Below are 17,225 nucleotides of genomic sequence, written 5' to 3' on the forward strand. Positions count from 1 at the left end.
TCTGCAAGCTTAAGTCCTGAGATTGTATCCGAATTTGAAGGGATTGTTGTTTATACAGACCTAAGAACGGTGCAAAATGATGATGGCCATTGGGTTGTTCTTAATAAGAATGGATCCTTGAACATTGTTAGAGACGAAGGCCGATCCTTAGATGAGTATAAAAAGCTACTCTCTACAAAATCGATTGAGTCACTTCAAACCTTTACGTTGGAATTGGGAACACGTATCCTTGTTGCTGATGGAAGTAAAGTTAAGCCTCATACGAAGATTGCAGAGTGGGAACAACACAATATCCCAATTATTTGCGATCGCCCAGGTTTTGTGAAGTACGAAGATCTCGTAGAAGGGATCTCAACAGAGCGTGATACAAACAAGCAAACTGGTCAGGTAGAGCTAATTGTAAAACAACACCGTGGCGAATTGCATCCACAGATTGTGATTTATGCGGACCAGGAATGCAAAGAGCTAATTGGTACTTACCCAATTCCATCCGGAGCGATTATATCGGTGGTAGAAGGTCAGTTCGCAACGGCAGGTACATTGCTAGCACGTCTTCCTCGCGGAGCTTTGAAAACAAAGGATATTACGGGGGGGCTTCCTCGTGTAGCTGAGTTGTTCGAAGCACGTAAGCCAAAAGATTCTGCTGAGATTGCCAAAATGAACGGGGTTGTTGACTTCCGTCTCCACAAGAATAAGCGTATTCTTGTAGTAAGAGATGAGTCAACAGGTATGGAAGAGGAACATATGATTCCTCAGACTAAACACTTAATCGTTCAACGTGGCGACCATGTCATTAAAGGTCAGCAGTTAACAGATGGTGTGGTCATTCCACATGAAATTTTGGAAATTTGCGGTGTACGTGAGCTTCAAAAATACTTGGTTAATCAGGTTCAAGAAGTTTATCGCCTACAGGGGGTAGACATTAACGACAAGCACATTGAAATTATCGTGCGTCAGATGTTGAAAAAAGTACGTATTGTCGATCCAGGTGATACAAGCTTGCTCTACGGTGAAGAAGTGGATAAGAAAGACTTTGAGAACGAGAATATGAAAGTTGCAAAAGAAGGTGGAAAACCAGCTCAAGCAGCTCCTGTCTTGTTGGGTATTACAAAAGCTTCCTTAGGAACAGAATCCTTCATCTCAGCAGCATCCTTCCAAGATACAACACGTGTCTTGACAGAAGCCGCTTGTGCAGGAAAAACAGACTACCTGTTAGGGTTCAAAGAAAACGTCATTATGGGACATATCATTCCTGCGGGAACAGGTTTCGAGCGGCATAAGCGCGTGAAGAAGTTTGTTGATAAAGACCATGAAGAAGAGTTAGTCTTTGATTTTGAAAGCGTATTTTAACTGTGTGTTAAATTAAGTTGAAAGGCCGGGCAAAACCCGGCCTTTTTATTTTAAGAGAGAGTGAGAAATTTGATAAATCACTAACTGGGAACCACAAATTTTTGAAAATGGAGCCTATGAGTAGACTCACCCTTCACAGCAAATGCTGTTGCATCTGGTTCTGGTATCAGGGCTAAATGTTTTTCAAATTGTTCAACCGTATGTCTTGCGTCTTTACAACGAATCTGTGCTCCAATCGAATCAATAATGTATCCCTCTGACTCGTCCACCTTTATATAATTTATCAAATGAAGACCTGTTTTGTGTGCAATCGAAACCGAATAGACTCCGGGTTCCAGGTTGGAAATGTTTTGAAGATAGGAGTGATCGCTCGAGTGTGCCCAGCGGGATCCCATTATCATATTGACGGATTCTAATTTCAATCCTCTAGCGCGTACCACTGCATGGTATCGCTTATCCTTAAAAAGTTCTTCAGTCAGAAGGCTAAAAGTTGAGCTAATAGAAGGATTGGATATCGCGGTGTAATGAGTTATCGGAGAAGGTGATTTTTTAGTAATTCTTCTAAATACCCCTCTTTTTTTTGAATTATTTTCTGTTTGTTTCGAATTAGGGGGCAATTTTTTTGCGTGGCAAGATTGTCTATATTCTAAAATAGAGAAGACCCACTGAAAAGTATGAATATCCCTCAATTTTTTTTGATTCAATTGATTAACTGTTTCCGATGTTGCTTTTTGTATTCTTTTCTCATATTTTTGATCAATTGTATCGAGCATGTCTTTTTTAAATGCTTCTAAATTTTTTATATGAAAAGGATTTCCCTTTTCGTGACTTAACCATGCTGAATTTTCACGTCTCAATCGATATTCTTCAGACATAAAAGCTGCAAATGTCGCATTAAAACTATTGGGATTAGGTGTCTTTGATAAAGAATATTCGGCGGCATAAGGGCTAGAAGATAAACTTAAAGCTGGATCTAAGTAAAGCAAGGCTTGACCAACATCATCAAAATTCACTTGAAAAAGTGGGTTTTCCACTTCTGTTTTAGCGATTTCTTTCAAATTTTTAATCAGATCTAAAAAAATAACAGAATAAGGAAGCTTGGCATCAATAAACGCATAAATAGCTTGATTCGCCGCGGCTTTAGCAGAACCACCTTTTTTATTTTTTTCAATAATATCGGCGATGTTTTGTCGATTAATTAAATATTTAACCGCAATATCCAAAGTCATTCCGGCACAAATTCCATCCAAAATGCGCGATTCGGGAGTTTTTATTGGATCTATGTGGATACTTTTATTTTCTCCGTTTTCCAAAAGCTTTCGCAATTTTTCCGTTGCTTTAACATCTTTTCGCTGAACTAGTACGGAACGTCTTCCAATATTTCGCGTACTTGCAATAAAATCTTTGTCAAAAATAGATTTCAATTGACTTTCGTGAGCATCTTTTTTTAGATGTATCAGTTTTGCTTTAAATAATTTAGAGGTATTTCCAGTGGTAAGTTTGTTGCCTATATGATAGAAAATTTTGAAAATAAAATATTTGAGCTTGTTTACTTTAACTTTAGGGAAAGAAGGTGCATGAAAAGTTGGAGATTGATTTGATACGGGAATATGATTTGTTTTCATAAAAGCTCTTTCTTAACTAAATATATGTTTATTATATCAAAATAAATAGTATATATCAATTATTAGTGAATTAATTATCTTTTTAATATGGTTTTTTAGAAAGAAGGGGTAAAGGGCAACTTAAAAAAAAGTATAAAAAAAATAGTTAATGTTTTAAGTATCCAATTAGAAAACCCAAAGATAAGGATAGGGGAAATGAGAATTGGGATCGCCTATGGGGATGAACGGATCGCACAGGTGCTGAATCGACTTATATTAAATCATTCAGATCATGAAGTGGTCTGGATTGCTTGCTCTTCGACCCAAGTCTTTGAAAAAGCTATAGATGAAAAGCCGGATCTTATTCTTTTAGATTTAAACATTCCTTCTACGGGTGGCGTAGAAGCCACTCGTCGTATGATGAAACAGGCTCCATGCGCTCTTTTACTTTTAGTTCAAAGTGTGAATTGGCGTTCTGCTGAGATTTTTGAAGCAATGGGATATGGTGCTTTGGATGTTTTAGCTATGCAAACTTCTATTGGAGAAATTGAAAAAGAGGCCTTACTAAAGAAAATTGAAACGATAGGCCTGTTAATTGGGCATCATTGTAATCAAAAAAAGAGTGGCATAAATATTCATGGCAAAAAAGCGAGTAAGCTCCCTCATTTAGTTTTAATTGGGGCTTCAACAGGAGGACCATTGGCACTTGCTAAACTTTTAGCTGATTTTCCTCAACATTCTTCTCTCGCTATAGTGGCTATTCAACACGTAGATGAAAAGTTTGCCGCCGGGTTTGCGAATTGGTTAAACAGGCAAATTTCTCTTGAAGTAAAAATTGCGGATCAGGGTACTCAACCAGAAGAAGGCTTTGTGTTAATTGCAGGGACTAATCATCATCTCATTATGAATCAAAAATTAGAGCTTGTCTATGCTCCAAATCCGCTTGATTCTCCCTATCGACCATCTGTCGATGTTTTGTTTAATAGTGTTGCTGAACACTGGCCCAACCGAGGAGTTGCTGTATTGTTGACTGGAATGGGCTCTGATGGCGCAAAAGGTTTAAAACGTTTGCATGATCTAGGGTGGCACACAATTGCCCAGCGTGAAGAAAGCTGTGTTGTTTATGGAATGCCTAAAGCTGCGGTTGATCTAGCAGCTGTGAGAGAGACGTTGCAACTAGAAAAGATTGCTGATTCGATAAAGTCTTATTTTAATCTCAATCCTGTGACGAGAACGAAGAGAGGATTGTATGAATAAAAAGACTTTCATTTCTTTATCACAGCCCCCATCAAAAAAAATTACGGTGTTGTTAATTGATGACCAGGCAATTGTCGCTGAAGCCATTCAAAGTATGATCGGAGCAGAAAAAGATATTGATTTTTATTATTGCTCAGAACCCACTCAAGCCTTGCGTAAGGCGACAGAAGTGGCTCCTACAGTTATTTTACAAGATCTTGTCATGCCCGAAATTGATGGATTAATGTTAGTCAAATATTTTAGGGCTAATCCTGCGACAAGCCAGGTTCCGATGATTGTTCTATCTTCAAAGGAAGATCCCAAAGTAAAGGCTGAAGCTTTTGCGCTTGGAGCAAATGATTACATGGTCAAACTTCCTGACAAAGTGGAACTATTAGCGAGAATTCGGTACCACTCAAGCAACTACATTCGGCTGCTTGAAAGAGACGAAGCTTATGCTAGGTTGGAAGAAAGTCGAAATCTGCTAAATGCTGAATTAGCTGAGGCAGCTCAATATGTAAGATCACTTCTGCCAAAGTGTTTAGAGAATCCCGTTCGAACCTCTTGGGAATTTATTCCTTCCATTGGCTTAGGAGGAGATGCGTTTGGATATTATTGGCTTGATGAAGATCACTTTGTCATGTATTTATTGGATGTATGTGGACATGGAATAGGGGCTGCTCTGCTTTCCATTTCGATAATGAACGTTCTGCAATATCAATCTCTAGCGAATATCGATTTCTGCAATCCTGCAACTGTCCTTCAGTCCTTAAATGAAACTTTCCAGATGGAAAAACACAATAATATGTTTTTTACTATTTGGTATGGGATATATTCAAAATCTAAAAGAGAGCTTTTGTACGCATCAGGAGGACATCCTCCTGGAATTTTGATTGTGCGATCGGGTGATCACATGGAGGATCCCATTGAAATTAAAACTCCAGGGATCGTAATTGGAGGAATTCCTGATGTTTATTATCAAAATGCGGTTTGTCCAATTCAGCCTAATAGTGTTTTATATGTTTTCAGCGATGGGATTTATGAGATCGTCAAATCAGAAGGAGGGGAAATGATGCGCCTTGAAGAGTTTGTCAAAATCTTATGCGAAGCTGAACAAAAAAAGAAAGGACTTGAATATATCATGTCCAAAATACGAAGTATAAATAAAGAAGAGAATTTTATTGATGATGTTTCGATCGTAAAATTTGTTTTTTCTTAAAGAGGTAGATTTGTGAAGACATGCAATTTGATTATAGATCCGATATATTTGCAGTCTAAACCATTTCTAAAGCCATTTTTATTGAAGATGTGAATGATTTGTTCTATACTGTATTTTCATTAATTAATCAGTCCTGAATACTTCAAGGAGAAGTGTGTGGATATCACAGAAAAAAAAGTTAATCGTCAAATCCAATTTTGGGCCCTTGTTGGACCATTTGTGACTCTTTTAACCTTTGCTGTATTATTAGCAAAAGGTTCCGCGAGTTCATTTTATTTACCTGTTTTAATTTTGATTGGTTTTCCCATATGCTGGAAATGGAAAATAAGAGGCTTCGCTATAGCTGTAGGAACTCTTTGCTTATTTTTTGCTATTTCTTATAGCTATATTCCCATAGAGGAAAGATTCTGGCAGTTTGGAATGGGAATGGCTATCGCCTTAGCATTTGCTGTTACAGCACTTTCTTTTGAGGAAGTGGAAGAATTAGTCCATTCTTTACAAGTGGAGTCAAGCAGCCGTTTAACAAATCTGTTACACCTGGATGAAAAATTTAAGATTTCAGAAGAAAAGTTGCATGAAGAATTTGAAGCTTTAAAAGGACAAGTCCAAGGGTATCAATCACAGATTAAAGAAAAAGATAGCCAAATCCAACGGCAGGAAAAACTGATTGAAGTGGTGCGTAATGAGTTTTCTGCAACCCAATCTCAGCATGAAGGTTTGTTGAATGAGATTTTCCAAAAACGGCATGAAGTGGGATTGCTAAATGAAAGAATTCAAGCGTACCTTAAGCAGATCGAACAACTGACAGCACGTTCTTTAAGTAAAATATCTCCTGAAGAAATGGAAAACTTAACAGATACCATCCACAGTAGGGATGCTTCACTTGCGCAACTACACCAAGAGTTAAAAAAGGCGAATCAAGACTTAATCAGTATTGAAGCTGAAAAAGATCGGATCCAATTAGAGTTGATTAAGCAAAAAGCCCTTTTGGAGGAAAAAGAGAACGAATACCAAGACTCTTCTTATCAATTAAGAGAAAGTCTTGCGACGCTCAAGAGGGAAAAAAGTCTGCTTGAAATGAGCTTATCCAGGTTGCAGGCGGAGTTTGAAGATAATCAAGCTAAAGAATTAGGATACCAAGGAAATATTTCAGCATTGACTCATAATAATCTTCAATTTGAGCAAAAACTTGAGTTGCAGAAAAAAGCGTTTGATGAGCTGCATGCATTAAAAGCCAATTATGAAGCTGATTTTGAAAATTTAAAAAGCCAACTTGGTGACAAAGAAGTTGCATTTAATCAATTGCAAAAACGTCTATTCCAGGCTGACGAAGAGATTAATCAGCTGAAAGCAGAAAATGTATCTCTTGCTGAATTAAAAAATTCACAAGACATTGGCTTTGAAACGTTAAAAAAACAAGCGATTGAAAAATCAACTTTTATAGAGCAATTGCAAAATAAAATAGAGGAAATTTCACAGCAAGTCACACATTTGGAAGGTGAGAATCAGGCTCTTGCTGAATTGAATGTTTTGAAAAGTGAACAAGAAATGCATGTTGAGGCACTAAAAAAACTGGCTCTTGAAAAAACGGCAATTGTTGAACAACTACAGGGCCAATTAACTCAGACCGATCAAAAGATGGCCCTTCTTCAAGAAGAGAATCAAATCTTGATGAGTGAGCTTAAAAGTCTTCAAGGAATTGATTTTGGTGCATTGCAAAAGCAAGTGCTTGAGAAGTCGACTGTTGTTGAAGAATTGCAATCTAAATTACGTATGACGGATCAAGAAATTGCACATTTAAAGAGTGAAAACCAATCATTGCTTGATCTAGGCGCCCAGAGTAGAGCACAAGAAGCTCATTTGGAATCGCTTAAGAAACAAGCTGCCGAGAATGAGAATGCGCTAAAGCAGATTAGGGAACAATTGGTGCTCGCTGAGAAAACCATTGTGCTTTTGACGGAAGAAAAGAAAACATTAACCGAGCAATTGGGTCAGGCTGCTGTAAGAGCGGATCAAGAGTCATTAGCGATTCCTCAAGAAATGCTAGAAGCAGATCGTTCTTTTAGAAGGATGAAAGGGTTGTATGAGCAACTTAAATGCCAATTTGCGGATAAGTCTGCAGTGCTAGATGAAACAAGGAAGCAATTGTTCCACCTAGAGGAAAAATTTATGCAACATCAAATCGATATGCAAGAAAGAGAAACCTTTGGGTATTCAGACATTGAAAAAGCTCTTGAAAAGCAGCTAATTGAAACGCAAAAAAACTATGCAAAAATGCATCGAGAAACAGTTCAGGAAGTTGAAGGTCTCTACGAGGTGATCGACAATCTTTTAAAACAGAACGTTTAAAAGGGCCTTTCGGCCCTTTTTTATTTCTTCAATTCAAATCCAAATTTATCATCTTTCCAGGTTAAAAGAAGCTGAGATTCCCCCGGAATTTTCCCTTCTAATATAGCCATTGATAGCATGTTGACAATTTCTTGTTGAATCAATCGTTTTAATGGGCGAGCACCATAATAAGGATCGTAGCCCATTTCGGCTAATTGAGAAACTACCTCAGGAGTCCACTTGAGTGAAACCTGTTTTTCAGCCAATCGTTTGGAGAGGCGCTGCAATTGGATGAGGACAATTTTTTGCATATCCTCTTTTCGTAGTGGTAGGAAAGGCAAAATGTCATCTAGTCGGTTAATAAATTCTGGGCGGAAGTGTGCTTTAATCACGGGGTCCAAGATGGCTAGAATCATCTCTTTATTAATCGCGGAGCTTGCCTGTTCCATTTTCTCTAAAAGCTGGCCTGAACCAAGATTGGATGTCATAATAAAGAGTGCATTTTTACAGTTGACGACCCGTCCTTTACTATCTGTAATGCGGCCATCATCAAAAATCTGCAAAAGAATGTTAAAGACATCGTGATGAGCTTTTTCAATTTCATCTAAAAGAACAACTGCATAAGGACGTCGGCGCAAGGCTTCGGTTAATTGCCCTCCTTCTTCGTATCCAACATATCCAGGAGGTGAACCAATAAGCTTAGAAACGCTATGTTTTTCCATGTACTCTGACATATCTAAACGAATAAGAGCCTCATCTTGATTAAATAGTTGTTCTGCTAAAGCTTTTGCTAATTCTGTTTTTCCAACGCCGGTTGGTCCTAAAAAGAGGAAGGCTCCCATCGGCCTTCCCGGATCACTTAAACCTGATCGTGAACGCCTAATAGCCTCACTAATGGCTTTTACCGCGATATCTTGTCCGACAACTCGTTTTTCAAGTTCTTTTTCAAGATGGAGAAGTTTTGCGGCTTCACCTTCCAACATTTTGTTGACGGGGATGCCAGTCCATTTGGATACAACTTGTGCAATCAAATTTTCATCCACTTCTTCTTGAAGCAAGCGGTTAGGTCTTTCATTTAATTTGTGTTCAACTTCTTGAATCTCTTTTTGAAGCTGGGGAATTTTGTTGTAGCGTAATTCTGCCACTTTATTGTAGTCTGCTTTCCGTTCGTATTCTTCTTCTTCAAAGCGCAGCTGCTCATATTTATTTTTTTTCTCTTTAATTGATTCAATGAGTTTTTTTTCTTCTTCCCATTGTTGTCTCAGATGAGAGAGCTCTTCTTTAATTTGAGCAATTCTAGCATCCATTTTTTGTGCCTCAGCCTGAGCAAGTGGGGTGTCTTCGCGTCGAATCGCTTCTTGTTTGACAATCAGACCAGCGAGTTCTCGCTCTTTTGTATCAATGGGAAGGGGGCGGCTTCCGAGTTGCATTCGGATCATGCTGGCTGCTTCATCAATTAAGTCGATGGCTTTATCAGGCAATCGACGATCGGTGATGTAACGATAGGATAAAAAAACAGCGGCGTGAATGGCGGATTCCGTGATTCTGACACCATGAAAGATCTCATACTTTTCACGTAGCCCTCTCAAAATAGCAATCGAATCTTCCAGGCTAGGCTCATTGATCATCACTGGTTGAAAGCGTCGTTCCAGCGCGGCATCTTTTTCAATGTGTTTTTGATATTCGTTAAGCGTAGTGGCGCCAATGCAATGCAAAGAGCCGCGTGCTAAGGCCGGTTTAAGTAGATTTGCAGCGTCCATAGCACCTTCGGTAGCGCCTGCACCAATTAAAGTGTGTACTTCATCAATAAAAAGGATGATCTTTCCTTCATTTTTTTCTACATCTTGAAGGATACCTTTCAGTCTTTCTTCAAATTCTCCACGATATTTTGTTCCGGCAATTAATGTTCCCATATCGAGAGCCAGCAGCTGCTTATTTTTTAATGAATCGGGTACATCCCCTTGGATGATTCTCTGCGCTAGGCCTTCTGCGATGGCCGTTTTACCGACACCTGGTTCTCCAATAAGCATGGGGTTGTTTTTTGTGCGACGACTTAAAACTTGCATGGTTCGACGAATTTCTTCATCGCGACCAATAACAGGATCTAATTTTCCCTCTTTGGCAAGAGCGGTTAGATTTTTGCAGTATTTTTCAAGTGTTTGTAAACTTGCTTCAGCCGTAGGTGAATCCATATGTCGATCTCCTCTGATAAGCTTGATCTGATCTTCTAGTTGCTTTAAAGAAATTCCTGTTTGTTTTTTCCAGCTTAGAAAAGGTTCTCCTCCATTTTTCCAGTAGGAGATCAGAAAGTGGTCACTACTTGTGTAGGTATCATTCCATTGTTGAGCAATGTTTTGTGCATCTAAAATGCGGCTTTGAAGACTTTGAGAGGTTCTTGGAGGCTGGATATTATCTCCACTATATGTGGGCTGGCTATTTAAATGGCGCCGTAACTCGCTTGTCAAGGAGTCGAGATTAGCATTTAAATGGGATAAAATGGAGTTAAAATAACCTTCAGGATCTGATAAAAAGGCCATCAAGAGGTTATTTTCTGTAACTTCAATGTCGTGCCTCTGCTGCGCATCGGAAAATGCCAGTTGAAGCGCTTGGGTGACAGATTCTGTGAAGTTTTGATTCATAGGTTTCCTCCGTTCGATAAATCTGTTTCAAAATTCACTTTTTCAAAAGAGGCCTAAAGGTAACCTTTAGGCGTTATAACTTCCTGCGCTGACTTTTCCTCCTGAGCCTGTCCAATCTGTATGAAAAAATTGACCACGGGGCTGATCGATTCTTTCGTAAGTATGCGCACCAAAGAAATCTCTTTGGGCTTGAAGAAGATTAGCCGGTAGACGAGCAGTTCTATACCCATCATAGAAAGATAGCGCTGTGCTGAAGCAAGGAACTGGGATTCCAAGTTCTGCAGCAGTCGCGACAGCTTTGCGCCAACCAGTTTGGGCTTGTTCGATCGCTGTATAGAAAAAGGGATCCAGCAAAAGGTTTTTGAGTTGTGGCGTTTTAGTATAAGCCTCTTTAATTTTACCTAAGAAAAGGCTTCGAATGATGCATCCACCTCTCCACATAAGTGCGATTCCACCATAATTCAAATTCCATTTGTAGTCTTGTGCGGCCTGGTGCATCAACATAAAACCTTGTGCGTAGCTAATAATTTTAGATGCATAGAGGGCGTGACGGATATTTTGAATAAATTCTTTGCGATCGCCTTTATAGGTCGTATTAGGACCCTTTAACACCTTGCTAGCTTCTACTCTTTCTTCCTTGATTGCAGAGAGACAGCGAGCAAAAACCGCCTCACTGATGAGAGTCAGAGGCATTCCTAAGTCGAGAGCATTGATGACAGTCCATTTTCCTGTTCCCTTCTGACCAGCGACGTCTAAGATCTTTTCAACTAAAGGGGATCCATCTTTATCTTTATAGGTGAAGATTTGGCTTGTGATTTCGATGAGATAGCTATCGAGTTCTTGTTTATTCCATTCGCTGAAAACTTCGTGAAGCTGATCAGCATTGAGTCCTAGCACATTTTTTAGAAGGGTGTAGGCTTCACAGATTAGTTGCATATCTCCATATTCAATACCATTATGGACCATTTTGACATAGTGTCCGGCTCCATCTTCTCCTACCCAATCGCAACAAGGTTCATTGTTGTCTACTTTAGCACTAATCGATTGGAAAATATTTTTAAGGTGAGGCCATCCATCTGGATTTCCTCCGGGCATAATGGAAGGTCCATGTCTTGCCCCTTCTTCTCCTCCGGAGATCCCAGCTCCAATAAAAATAATCCCTTTTTCTTTTAACGCTTTTGTGCGACGTGTGCTGTCAGTAAAAAGACTATTTCCTCCGTCGATAATGATATCGCCTTTTTCCATGTGAGGGAGGCACAAATCAATAAAATGATCCACAGCATCCCCTGCCTTAACCATTAGCATGATCTTGCGAGGTCTTTTTAAATGGGCAAAAAAGTCTTCTAGTGAGTGAGCTCCATAAATTTGAGTCCCCTTTGCAGGGCCTTCGAGAAATTCATCCACTTTTGAAACAGTTCGGTTAAAGACAGCCACTTTAAAACCATGGTCGTTCATATTTAGAGCAAGATTTTGACCCATTACCGCAAGACCAATCAGTCCTATATCTGCTTCTGACATATTACCCTTCCTTAAATACTTTTGGGGAGTTTGGTGAGTTTAATTTCAATATTTTGGATCATAACAAAAGAGGATTATCTGCAATAGAGTAAAAAGGCAAAAAATACAGGGAAGAATAATCCTGTGTAAAGGAGCCATGTTCTAAACATGCTTGTTAAAATGCATTGCTGTTGAGCGCTTCCATTTGAGTAACTGGTTCTTTTACTTCATTTTCAATCATTTCCAGTTCACTAGAGCTTAGATCTTCTATGCGATAATTTAAGATGGCTGTCCCATATTTATAGACTAATTCTGTCATCACAATAGCCATGAGCTTAGGTGCATCGCTCATCATTTCGTAATAGGGAAGATCTATACTTTCGAAAATAGGATCAGTGTGTTCTAAATGATTGCGTAAAGTCACATAGGTAGGCAACCGCTCCTCTAAATCTAATTTCATGTCGGGTCTAGCCAGATGCGCTCGAATTAATCCCTGATTCAACAATAAGAGAATTTGTCCAAGTAAATAACTGCTACTTAAGAGAAAATTCATATCTTGAGTCAGAAAAGTATGTAATTCATCTTGTAAAGATTGTGGATCGCGACTTTCGAGCCCTTGTTCTTTCAATAAGGTATGAAAGCGATATAATCGATCTTTTAGTATTGCAAAAAGATTTTGAGAGGAAACGTCATGATTTTGATTGGAAAAAAGGGTTTGAATAAATGCGTTCAGGCTTGGATAAGTTTGTAGCATGATTTGATTCAGTTGCTGCTTGCGTTGCTCCTTTTTTTGTGTGCGCAAGGCTCTTTGATTTCTGATATAGGCATGTTTGAGTTGTCGATATTGTTTGTGGGCTTTTTCGTAGAGGGAGTTTGCTTTTCGACGACTTGCTTTATCTAAATCGGGCTTAAATAGATCAGTAATTTCAACTTCAATCCACGCAATTTCTCCTCTTAATACCTGAGAAAGTTTGTTTTGGCGTTCATCAATGATCACATCGAGGAAAGCATTCGTTTCTTGTGTAGAGAGTAAATCCTGGCTAGGGATGAAATTAAAATCACTCGATGGACCTGAAAGGGTAGATTTGATTACTTGCCAGTATTCTCGGGCAAATGGTCCCCATGCATGAAAGCCTTGTTTCTCTTTTGACTTTGCGGGCCAAGCAGGAAAGCCTTGCTGCCTTTTTACTGTTGCCTCGGAAACATTCTCTCGAAGAGTTTGCAAATCTTCAAACATTTTTGTAATTCTTTCTTTATCTGATTCTAATTCGATGATTAACTGAAAATTGGAAGGATTAAGTTCAAGGTGAATAAGGTTTGTTCTGATTTTATATAAATTTTCAGTATCAATATAATCGACTTTTCTTAAATCTTTAGAGTTCCAGCTAAGAGGTGAGAATGTTTCTCCCACGAGTTGTAACTTTCTTAAAAAAGCTAAACGCCCTTTTAATGTAGTCGGATTGAAATGGGCAGGGGAGCAATGATATAACAAGCGTTCTGCAGATGACGCCTCCCGATCCATTTTATCCTCCTGCATGTTAGCTACAGTTGCAAAGATCTGGTTAATCAGTCCATGGATTTTTTTCTTCTCTTCATTTGAGTTAGCCTCTTTGTCTATCATTTCATGAATGATTAATAAGGGACTTTCAGAAGAGCTACAACCCATGGCCTCAAAGGATGGATCTCGCATAGGAAAGTTGTTTGTTGCAAGAGGAAGAATGCAAAGAAGTCTTTGGGTATTGAATAATTGTTTGCTATATCTTAGGAGTGCCTCGAAATGTGGAATCGGACCCATTTTTAAGTCATCAAGGGGATGCTTAGTCGTTAATCTTTGTAATAAAGCATCGAAAAAGATTTGAATCGTTTTCAAATCTTCGAGAAGGTCAAAGCACGCAATTTTAACAATTAGATTTTGATCCATGACGGAGCGTAAAAAGAAGGCTTGTTGTTCATTTTTTTCAGCGTCATGAAACTGAAAAGGAATGAAGCGAGTGCCTTTAAGCTTAGCCAGATTTTCTATAGCGGCATCACTACAAAAGATGGCTCCGCAAAAGTCGAACAAATACCAGCTATTTTTATCCCAGGGTAAGTGTTTAACAAATTCTCCACGTTTTTCACGAGGAAAATGATACATTGTTTCAAAAAGCATTCTTAAAATTTTTTTTGTGTCTTCAAAAAAAATATCGCATTGCACATCTTCAAGAATCTGAAGAAGCTTGATATCAAATTTTTCAAGCCAATCATCATCTTTTTGTAGACCATCAGGATAAGCTTTAAGAAATGGAATTCCTATTTCACATAATCTTAGCTCTTGATTTAATTGGGCGAATAGCTCTGGGCGCATAAAAGGATAGTGAAGAGGATTTTTAACAAAATAAAATTGGAGAAATTCGATCAGGTCAAGAATTCTTTGAATCTGTAAAGTAAAATCTAGCCCTCTGACATTGACTGTTTCAAAGCTTTGAAGTTCTTCTTGGTAGCTTCTGGTACAAACAATGGGACGTAATAGTGGAAATTTTTCTTCCGTTTTAAGAGCTTTTATCATCAAGCTTTCATGATGGATTCTGAGATTCCGATATTGTGTATCCAAAAGACTTGCTTTGCTGAATGCGATTAAGGCTTTACCATACTCTTTTAAAATTTTATGAGCCATTCCTTTACGAATCCAAGCTTCTGTTGAGCTAGCGTCGATTTCAAGGGCTGATTGATATTTTGCAATGGCAGCCTGGTAATGTTCACGTTGTAATTCATGATTTCCTTCGCTTATTAAAGTATTCAATTGCATTGGATGGCCTCATGGGATTGTTTTGATAGATGATTTATAAATCAATATGGTCCATCTGTAAATTGAAATATTGTTTGTGGAAGTTCACAAATTCAGGAATAAAAAACAGGTGTTGAGGCTGAGGTGGTAGGATCGACAAGCCTGTGATTGCATCACACTAAAAAGAAGACAAGCGTATGGAAGGAAAAGGCTTGAGAGAAAGCGGATTTTAGATTAATCTTGAGTTCTTTCAATGTTCTCGTAGCTCAGTAGGATAGAGCGGTTGCCTCCTAAGCAACAGGTCGCGCGTTCGAATCGCGCCGAGGACAATCATCCCGCTTTCTTGCTTAGAAATTGGTCAATTCCTTGAGCAACACCCCATGCAAGCTTTTTCAAATAAATTGGATCTTTAATATTTTTAATTTCTTTTTCATTCGTTAGAAAACCCCCTTCTACGAGAATGGCAGGCATATTGGTTTCTCGAATGACGGCAAAATTTCCAGTTCTTACACCTCGTGACTTTGCTGATGTGTTTTGAATGACTTGATCCAAGACTGTGCTTGCTAAGACTTTTGATTGAGCCGTTCTTTGTGTATCTTTATCTGATTGATAATAATAGATCTCAATCCCTTCTGCCTTTTTACTTGGAGCTGAATTGTAATGCAAGCTAACAAAAAGATCTGGATTTTTGGAATTTGCAAATGAAGCACGCTTATCGAGAGGAACAAAGAAATCTGCATTACGTGTCATGGCAGTGGAGTAGCCCAATTGCTTCAAGTAGGTACGTACAAGCCTTGCTGTCGTGAGATTTAGATGCTTTTCGGTATAATTTGTCGATTCAGCCCCTGCATCGTCTCCTCCATGGCCTGCATCAATGATAATGAGTTTTTTTGCATGTTGTCGTTTGATAATGGGAGAATAAGCAATTAAGGAGGGTTCTTCAATGATCACAGGCTGTTCTTCAATACGGGGAGTTCGATGGCTGCAAGACGTCAGTTGAAAGACAAAGAGTAAGCCGAAAAAGACATAAGGGATTCTGGAGAAGAAAGCTTTCATGTACTTTGCCATGTGTTAATAAGTGTTAAGAGACATTTTGGCACAGATTTCTTGAGCAATTTTCCGATCGTCAAATTCGATTGTATGATGAGCAAAAATTTGTGTTGTTTCATGTCCCTTTCCTGCAACCAAAATGATGTCACCCGGATTTGCTTTTTCGATCGCAAAGGCGATAGCAGAAAAGCGATCTGGTTGAACGATATAGTTGTCTTGAAGGGAGAACCCCTCAGTAATTTCCTGAATGATTTTTAGAGGATCTTCTGAACGAGGATTATCCGAAGTTACGATAGTTAGGTCAGAAAAAGATGCACTTGCCTGAGCCATTTTAGGCCTTTTTGTTTTATCACGATCTCCACCACATCCAAAAACAGTGATGATTTTCCCTTTTTTGAGTTCAGATAAGCATTCCAGGGCTTTGTATAAAGCATCTTCAGTATGTGCAAAATCAACAAAAAGATTTAAATCTAGGTCATTTTGAATAGGCTCCAATCGACCAGGAGGGGGCGGAAATTGTTGAGCTAGAGAGATCAATTTTTCTAGTGTAATTTTGCGTGTAAGCCCTACCGCAATAGCAGCTAAGCAATTGTAAATATTAAATCGTCCGATGAGAGGAAAAAAAGTGGAATAGCTGCGTCCCTGATAATGTAGATCAATATGTGTTCCAGTCGGTCCAAAAGATGTGGGGCAGGCACGTAAATCAGCAGGGCTGTCAATTCCAAATGTAAAAATAGGGGTTTTAATCCCTTTTAAAATGGTTTCAAACCAAGGGCAATCAAGATTTGCAATAATTTGTTTGCTTTTCTTAGATGGGACTTGATCGAGCTGCAAAAAGAGTTTTCGTTTTGCTGCCGCATAGCATTCCATATTTTGATGGTAATCTAAATGATCCTGCGTCAAGTTTGTGTAAATGGCGATATCATAATCGATGTGTTCCACTCTTTTTTGGTCAAGTGCGTGAGAAGTCACTTCCATGACGGCAGCTTGGCAGCCTTGATGAACCATTTCTCGGAGCATGTGATGATTGGAATGTACATCAGGCGTTGTGTGAGAGGCTTTGTAACGATACCTACCAAGAATGTATTCGATGGTGCCAATGAGGCCGCAGGGGAGGTTGAGCTGTTCGAGCAAATACTTCACTAAAAAAGATGTGGTTGTTTTTCCATTAGTTCCTGTGATACCGACAGTAAAAAGTTCTTGGGAAGGCATTTGGTAGAAATTAGCAGAAAAACGCCCTTCTACCTCCGCAACATTTTTGCAGATAATCTGCGTGATTTCTTTAAAGGATGGATCGTAAATATCCGTTACAATTGCGGTTGCTCCATGGTTAATGGCTTCTGGAATATATGAAGTGCCATCAAATTTTAATCCCTTTTTTGCGATAAATAAATTTCCTGGAGCAATTAATTGAGAATTTGCACATATGCCAGATATTTCAATTTCTTTTGAGCCTTTAACTTGCACAACAGGAATGTCTTTGAGGACTTTTTTTAACTTCATAGGAAATTTGCACACACTTTTGGTATTGAGACTTA

9 protein-coding genes, 1 tRNA gene and 1 pseudogene are annotated in these 17,225 nt (G+C 38.8%); 5 read left to right on the forward strand and 6 right to left on the reverse strand.

Going from position 1 to position 17,225, the window contains the following annotated elements:
• Positions 1-1,350 (forward strand): annotated as a pseudogene (locus AB7E63_RS07540) (DNA-directed RNA polymerase subunit beta'); the annotation flags it as partial.
• A gap of 80 nt (positions 1,351-1,430) precedes the next feature.
• Here AB7E63_RS07540 and AB7E63_RS07545 read toward each other — a convergent pair.
• The gene (locus tag AB7E63_RS07545; RefSeq protein WP_428419107.1) at positions 1,431-2,975 is read right to left on the reverse strand and encodes a hypothetical protein; all 1,545 of its coding nucleotides are present in this window, start codon (positions 2,973-2,975) and stop codon (positions 1,431-1,433) included.
• 195 nt (positions 2,976-3,170) lie between these two features.
• On the opposite strand from AB7E63_RS07545, the gene cheB reads away from it, so the two are divergent.
• The 3 genes from cheB (at position 3,171) to AB7E63_RS07560 (ending at position 7,758) form a co-directional block, all read left to right on the forward strand.
• Positions 3,171-4,211, forward strand: a complete 1,041-nt coding sequence (gene cheB, locus AB7E63_RS07550) for a chemotaxis-specific protein-glutamate methyltransferase CheB (RefSeq protein WP_284452557.1) — start codon at positions 3,171-3,173, stop codon at positions 4,209-4,211.
• Positions 4,204-5,409: a SpoIIE family protein phosphatase gene (locus tag AB7E63_RS07555; RefSeq protein ID WP_006340080.1), complete on the forward strand. Its 1,206-nt coding sequence runs from the start codon at positions 4,204-4,206 to the stop codon at positions 5,407-5,409. Before cheB ends, AB7E63_RS07555 begins: the two co-directional genes overlap by 8 nt.
• Positions 5,410-5,565: 156 nt before the next feature.
• A complete protein-coding gene (locus AB7E63_RS07560) occupies positions 5,566-7,758 on the forward strand; it encodes a hypothetical protein (protein ID WP_006340081.1) in 2,193 nt (730 codons plus the stop codon).
• Positions 7,759-7,778: 20 nt separating this feature from the next.
• Here the strand turns inward: AB7E63_RS07560 and AB7E63_RS07565 are convergent, their stop codons facing one another.
• The 3 genes from AB7E63_RS07565 to AB7E63_RS07575 all read right to left on the reverse strand — a co-directional run bounded on the left by AB7E63_RS07565 (position 7,779) and on the right by AB7E63_RS07575 (position 14,658).
• Complete coding sequence (locus tag AB7E63_RS07565; RefSeq protein WP_013925291.1) at positions 7,779-10,376, reverse strand: ATP-dependent Clp protease ATP-binding subunit; 2,598 nt, start codon at positions 10,374-10,376, stop codon at positions 7,779-7,781.
• 66 nt (positions 10,377-10,442) lie between these two features.
• Complete coding sequence (gene gnd / locus AB7E63_RS07570; protein ID WP_006340084.1) at positions 10,443-11,894, reverse strand: decarboxylating NADP(+)-dependent phosphogluconate dehydrogenase; 1,452 nt, start codon at positions 11,892-11,894, stop codon at positions 10,443-10,445.
• Between the two features lie 154 nt (positions 11,895-12,048).
• The gene (locus AB7E63_RS07575) at positions 12,049-14,658 is read right to left on the reverse strand and encodes a hypothetical protein (RefSeq protein WP_284452555.1); all 2,610 of its coding nucleotides are present in this window, start codon (positions 14,656-14,658) and stop codon (positions 12,049-12,051) included.
• A 234-nt stretch (positions 14,659-14,892) separates the two neighbouring features.
• On the opposite strand from AB7E63_RS07575, the gene AB7E63_RS07580 reads away from it, so the two are divergent.
• Positions 14,893-14,966: transfer RNA gene (locus AB7E63_RS07580), tRNA-Arg, on the forward strand.
• A 1-nt stretch (position 14,967) separates the two neighbouring features.
• Here the strand turns inward: AB7E63_RS07580 and AB7E63_RS07585 are convergent.
• Complete coding sequence (locus tag AB7E63_RS07585; RefSeq protein WP_013925289.1) at positions 14,968-15,693, reverse strand: N-acetylmuramoyl-L-alanine amidase family protein; 726 nt, start codon at positions 15,691-15,693, stop codon at positions 14,968-14,970.
• Between the two features lie 15 nt (positions 15,694-15,708).
• Positions 15,709-17,190 carry a UDP-N-acetylmuramoyl-L-alanyl-D-glutamate--2,6-diaminopimelate ligase gene (locus AB7E63_RS07590; RefSeq protein WP_284452554.1) on the reverse strand — a complete coding sequence of 494 codons (1,482 nt, stop codon included), beginning with the start codon at positions 17,188-17,190 and terminating at the stop codon, positions 15,709-15,711.
• Positions 17,191-17,225 lie beyond the last annotated feature (35 nt).

This window comes from Parachlamydia sp., assembly GCF_050255895.1.
Classification (GTDB): Bacteria; Chlamydiota; Chlamydiia; order Chlamydiales; family Parachlamydiaceae; genus Parachlamydia; species Parachlamydia acanthamoebae.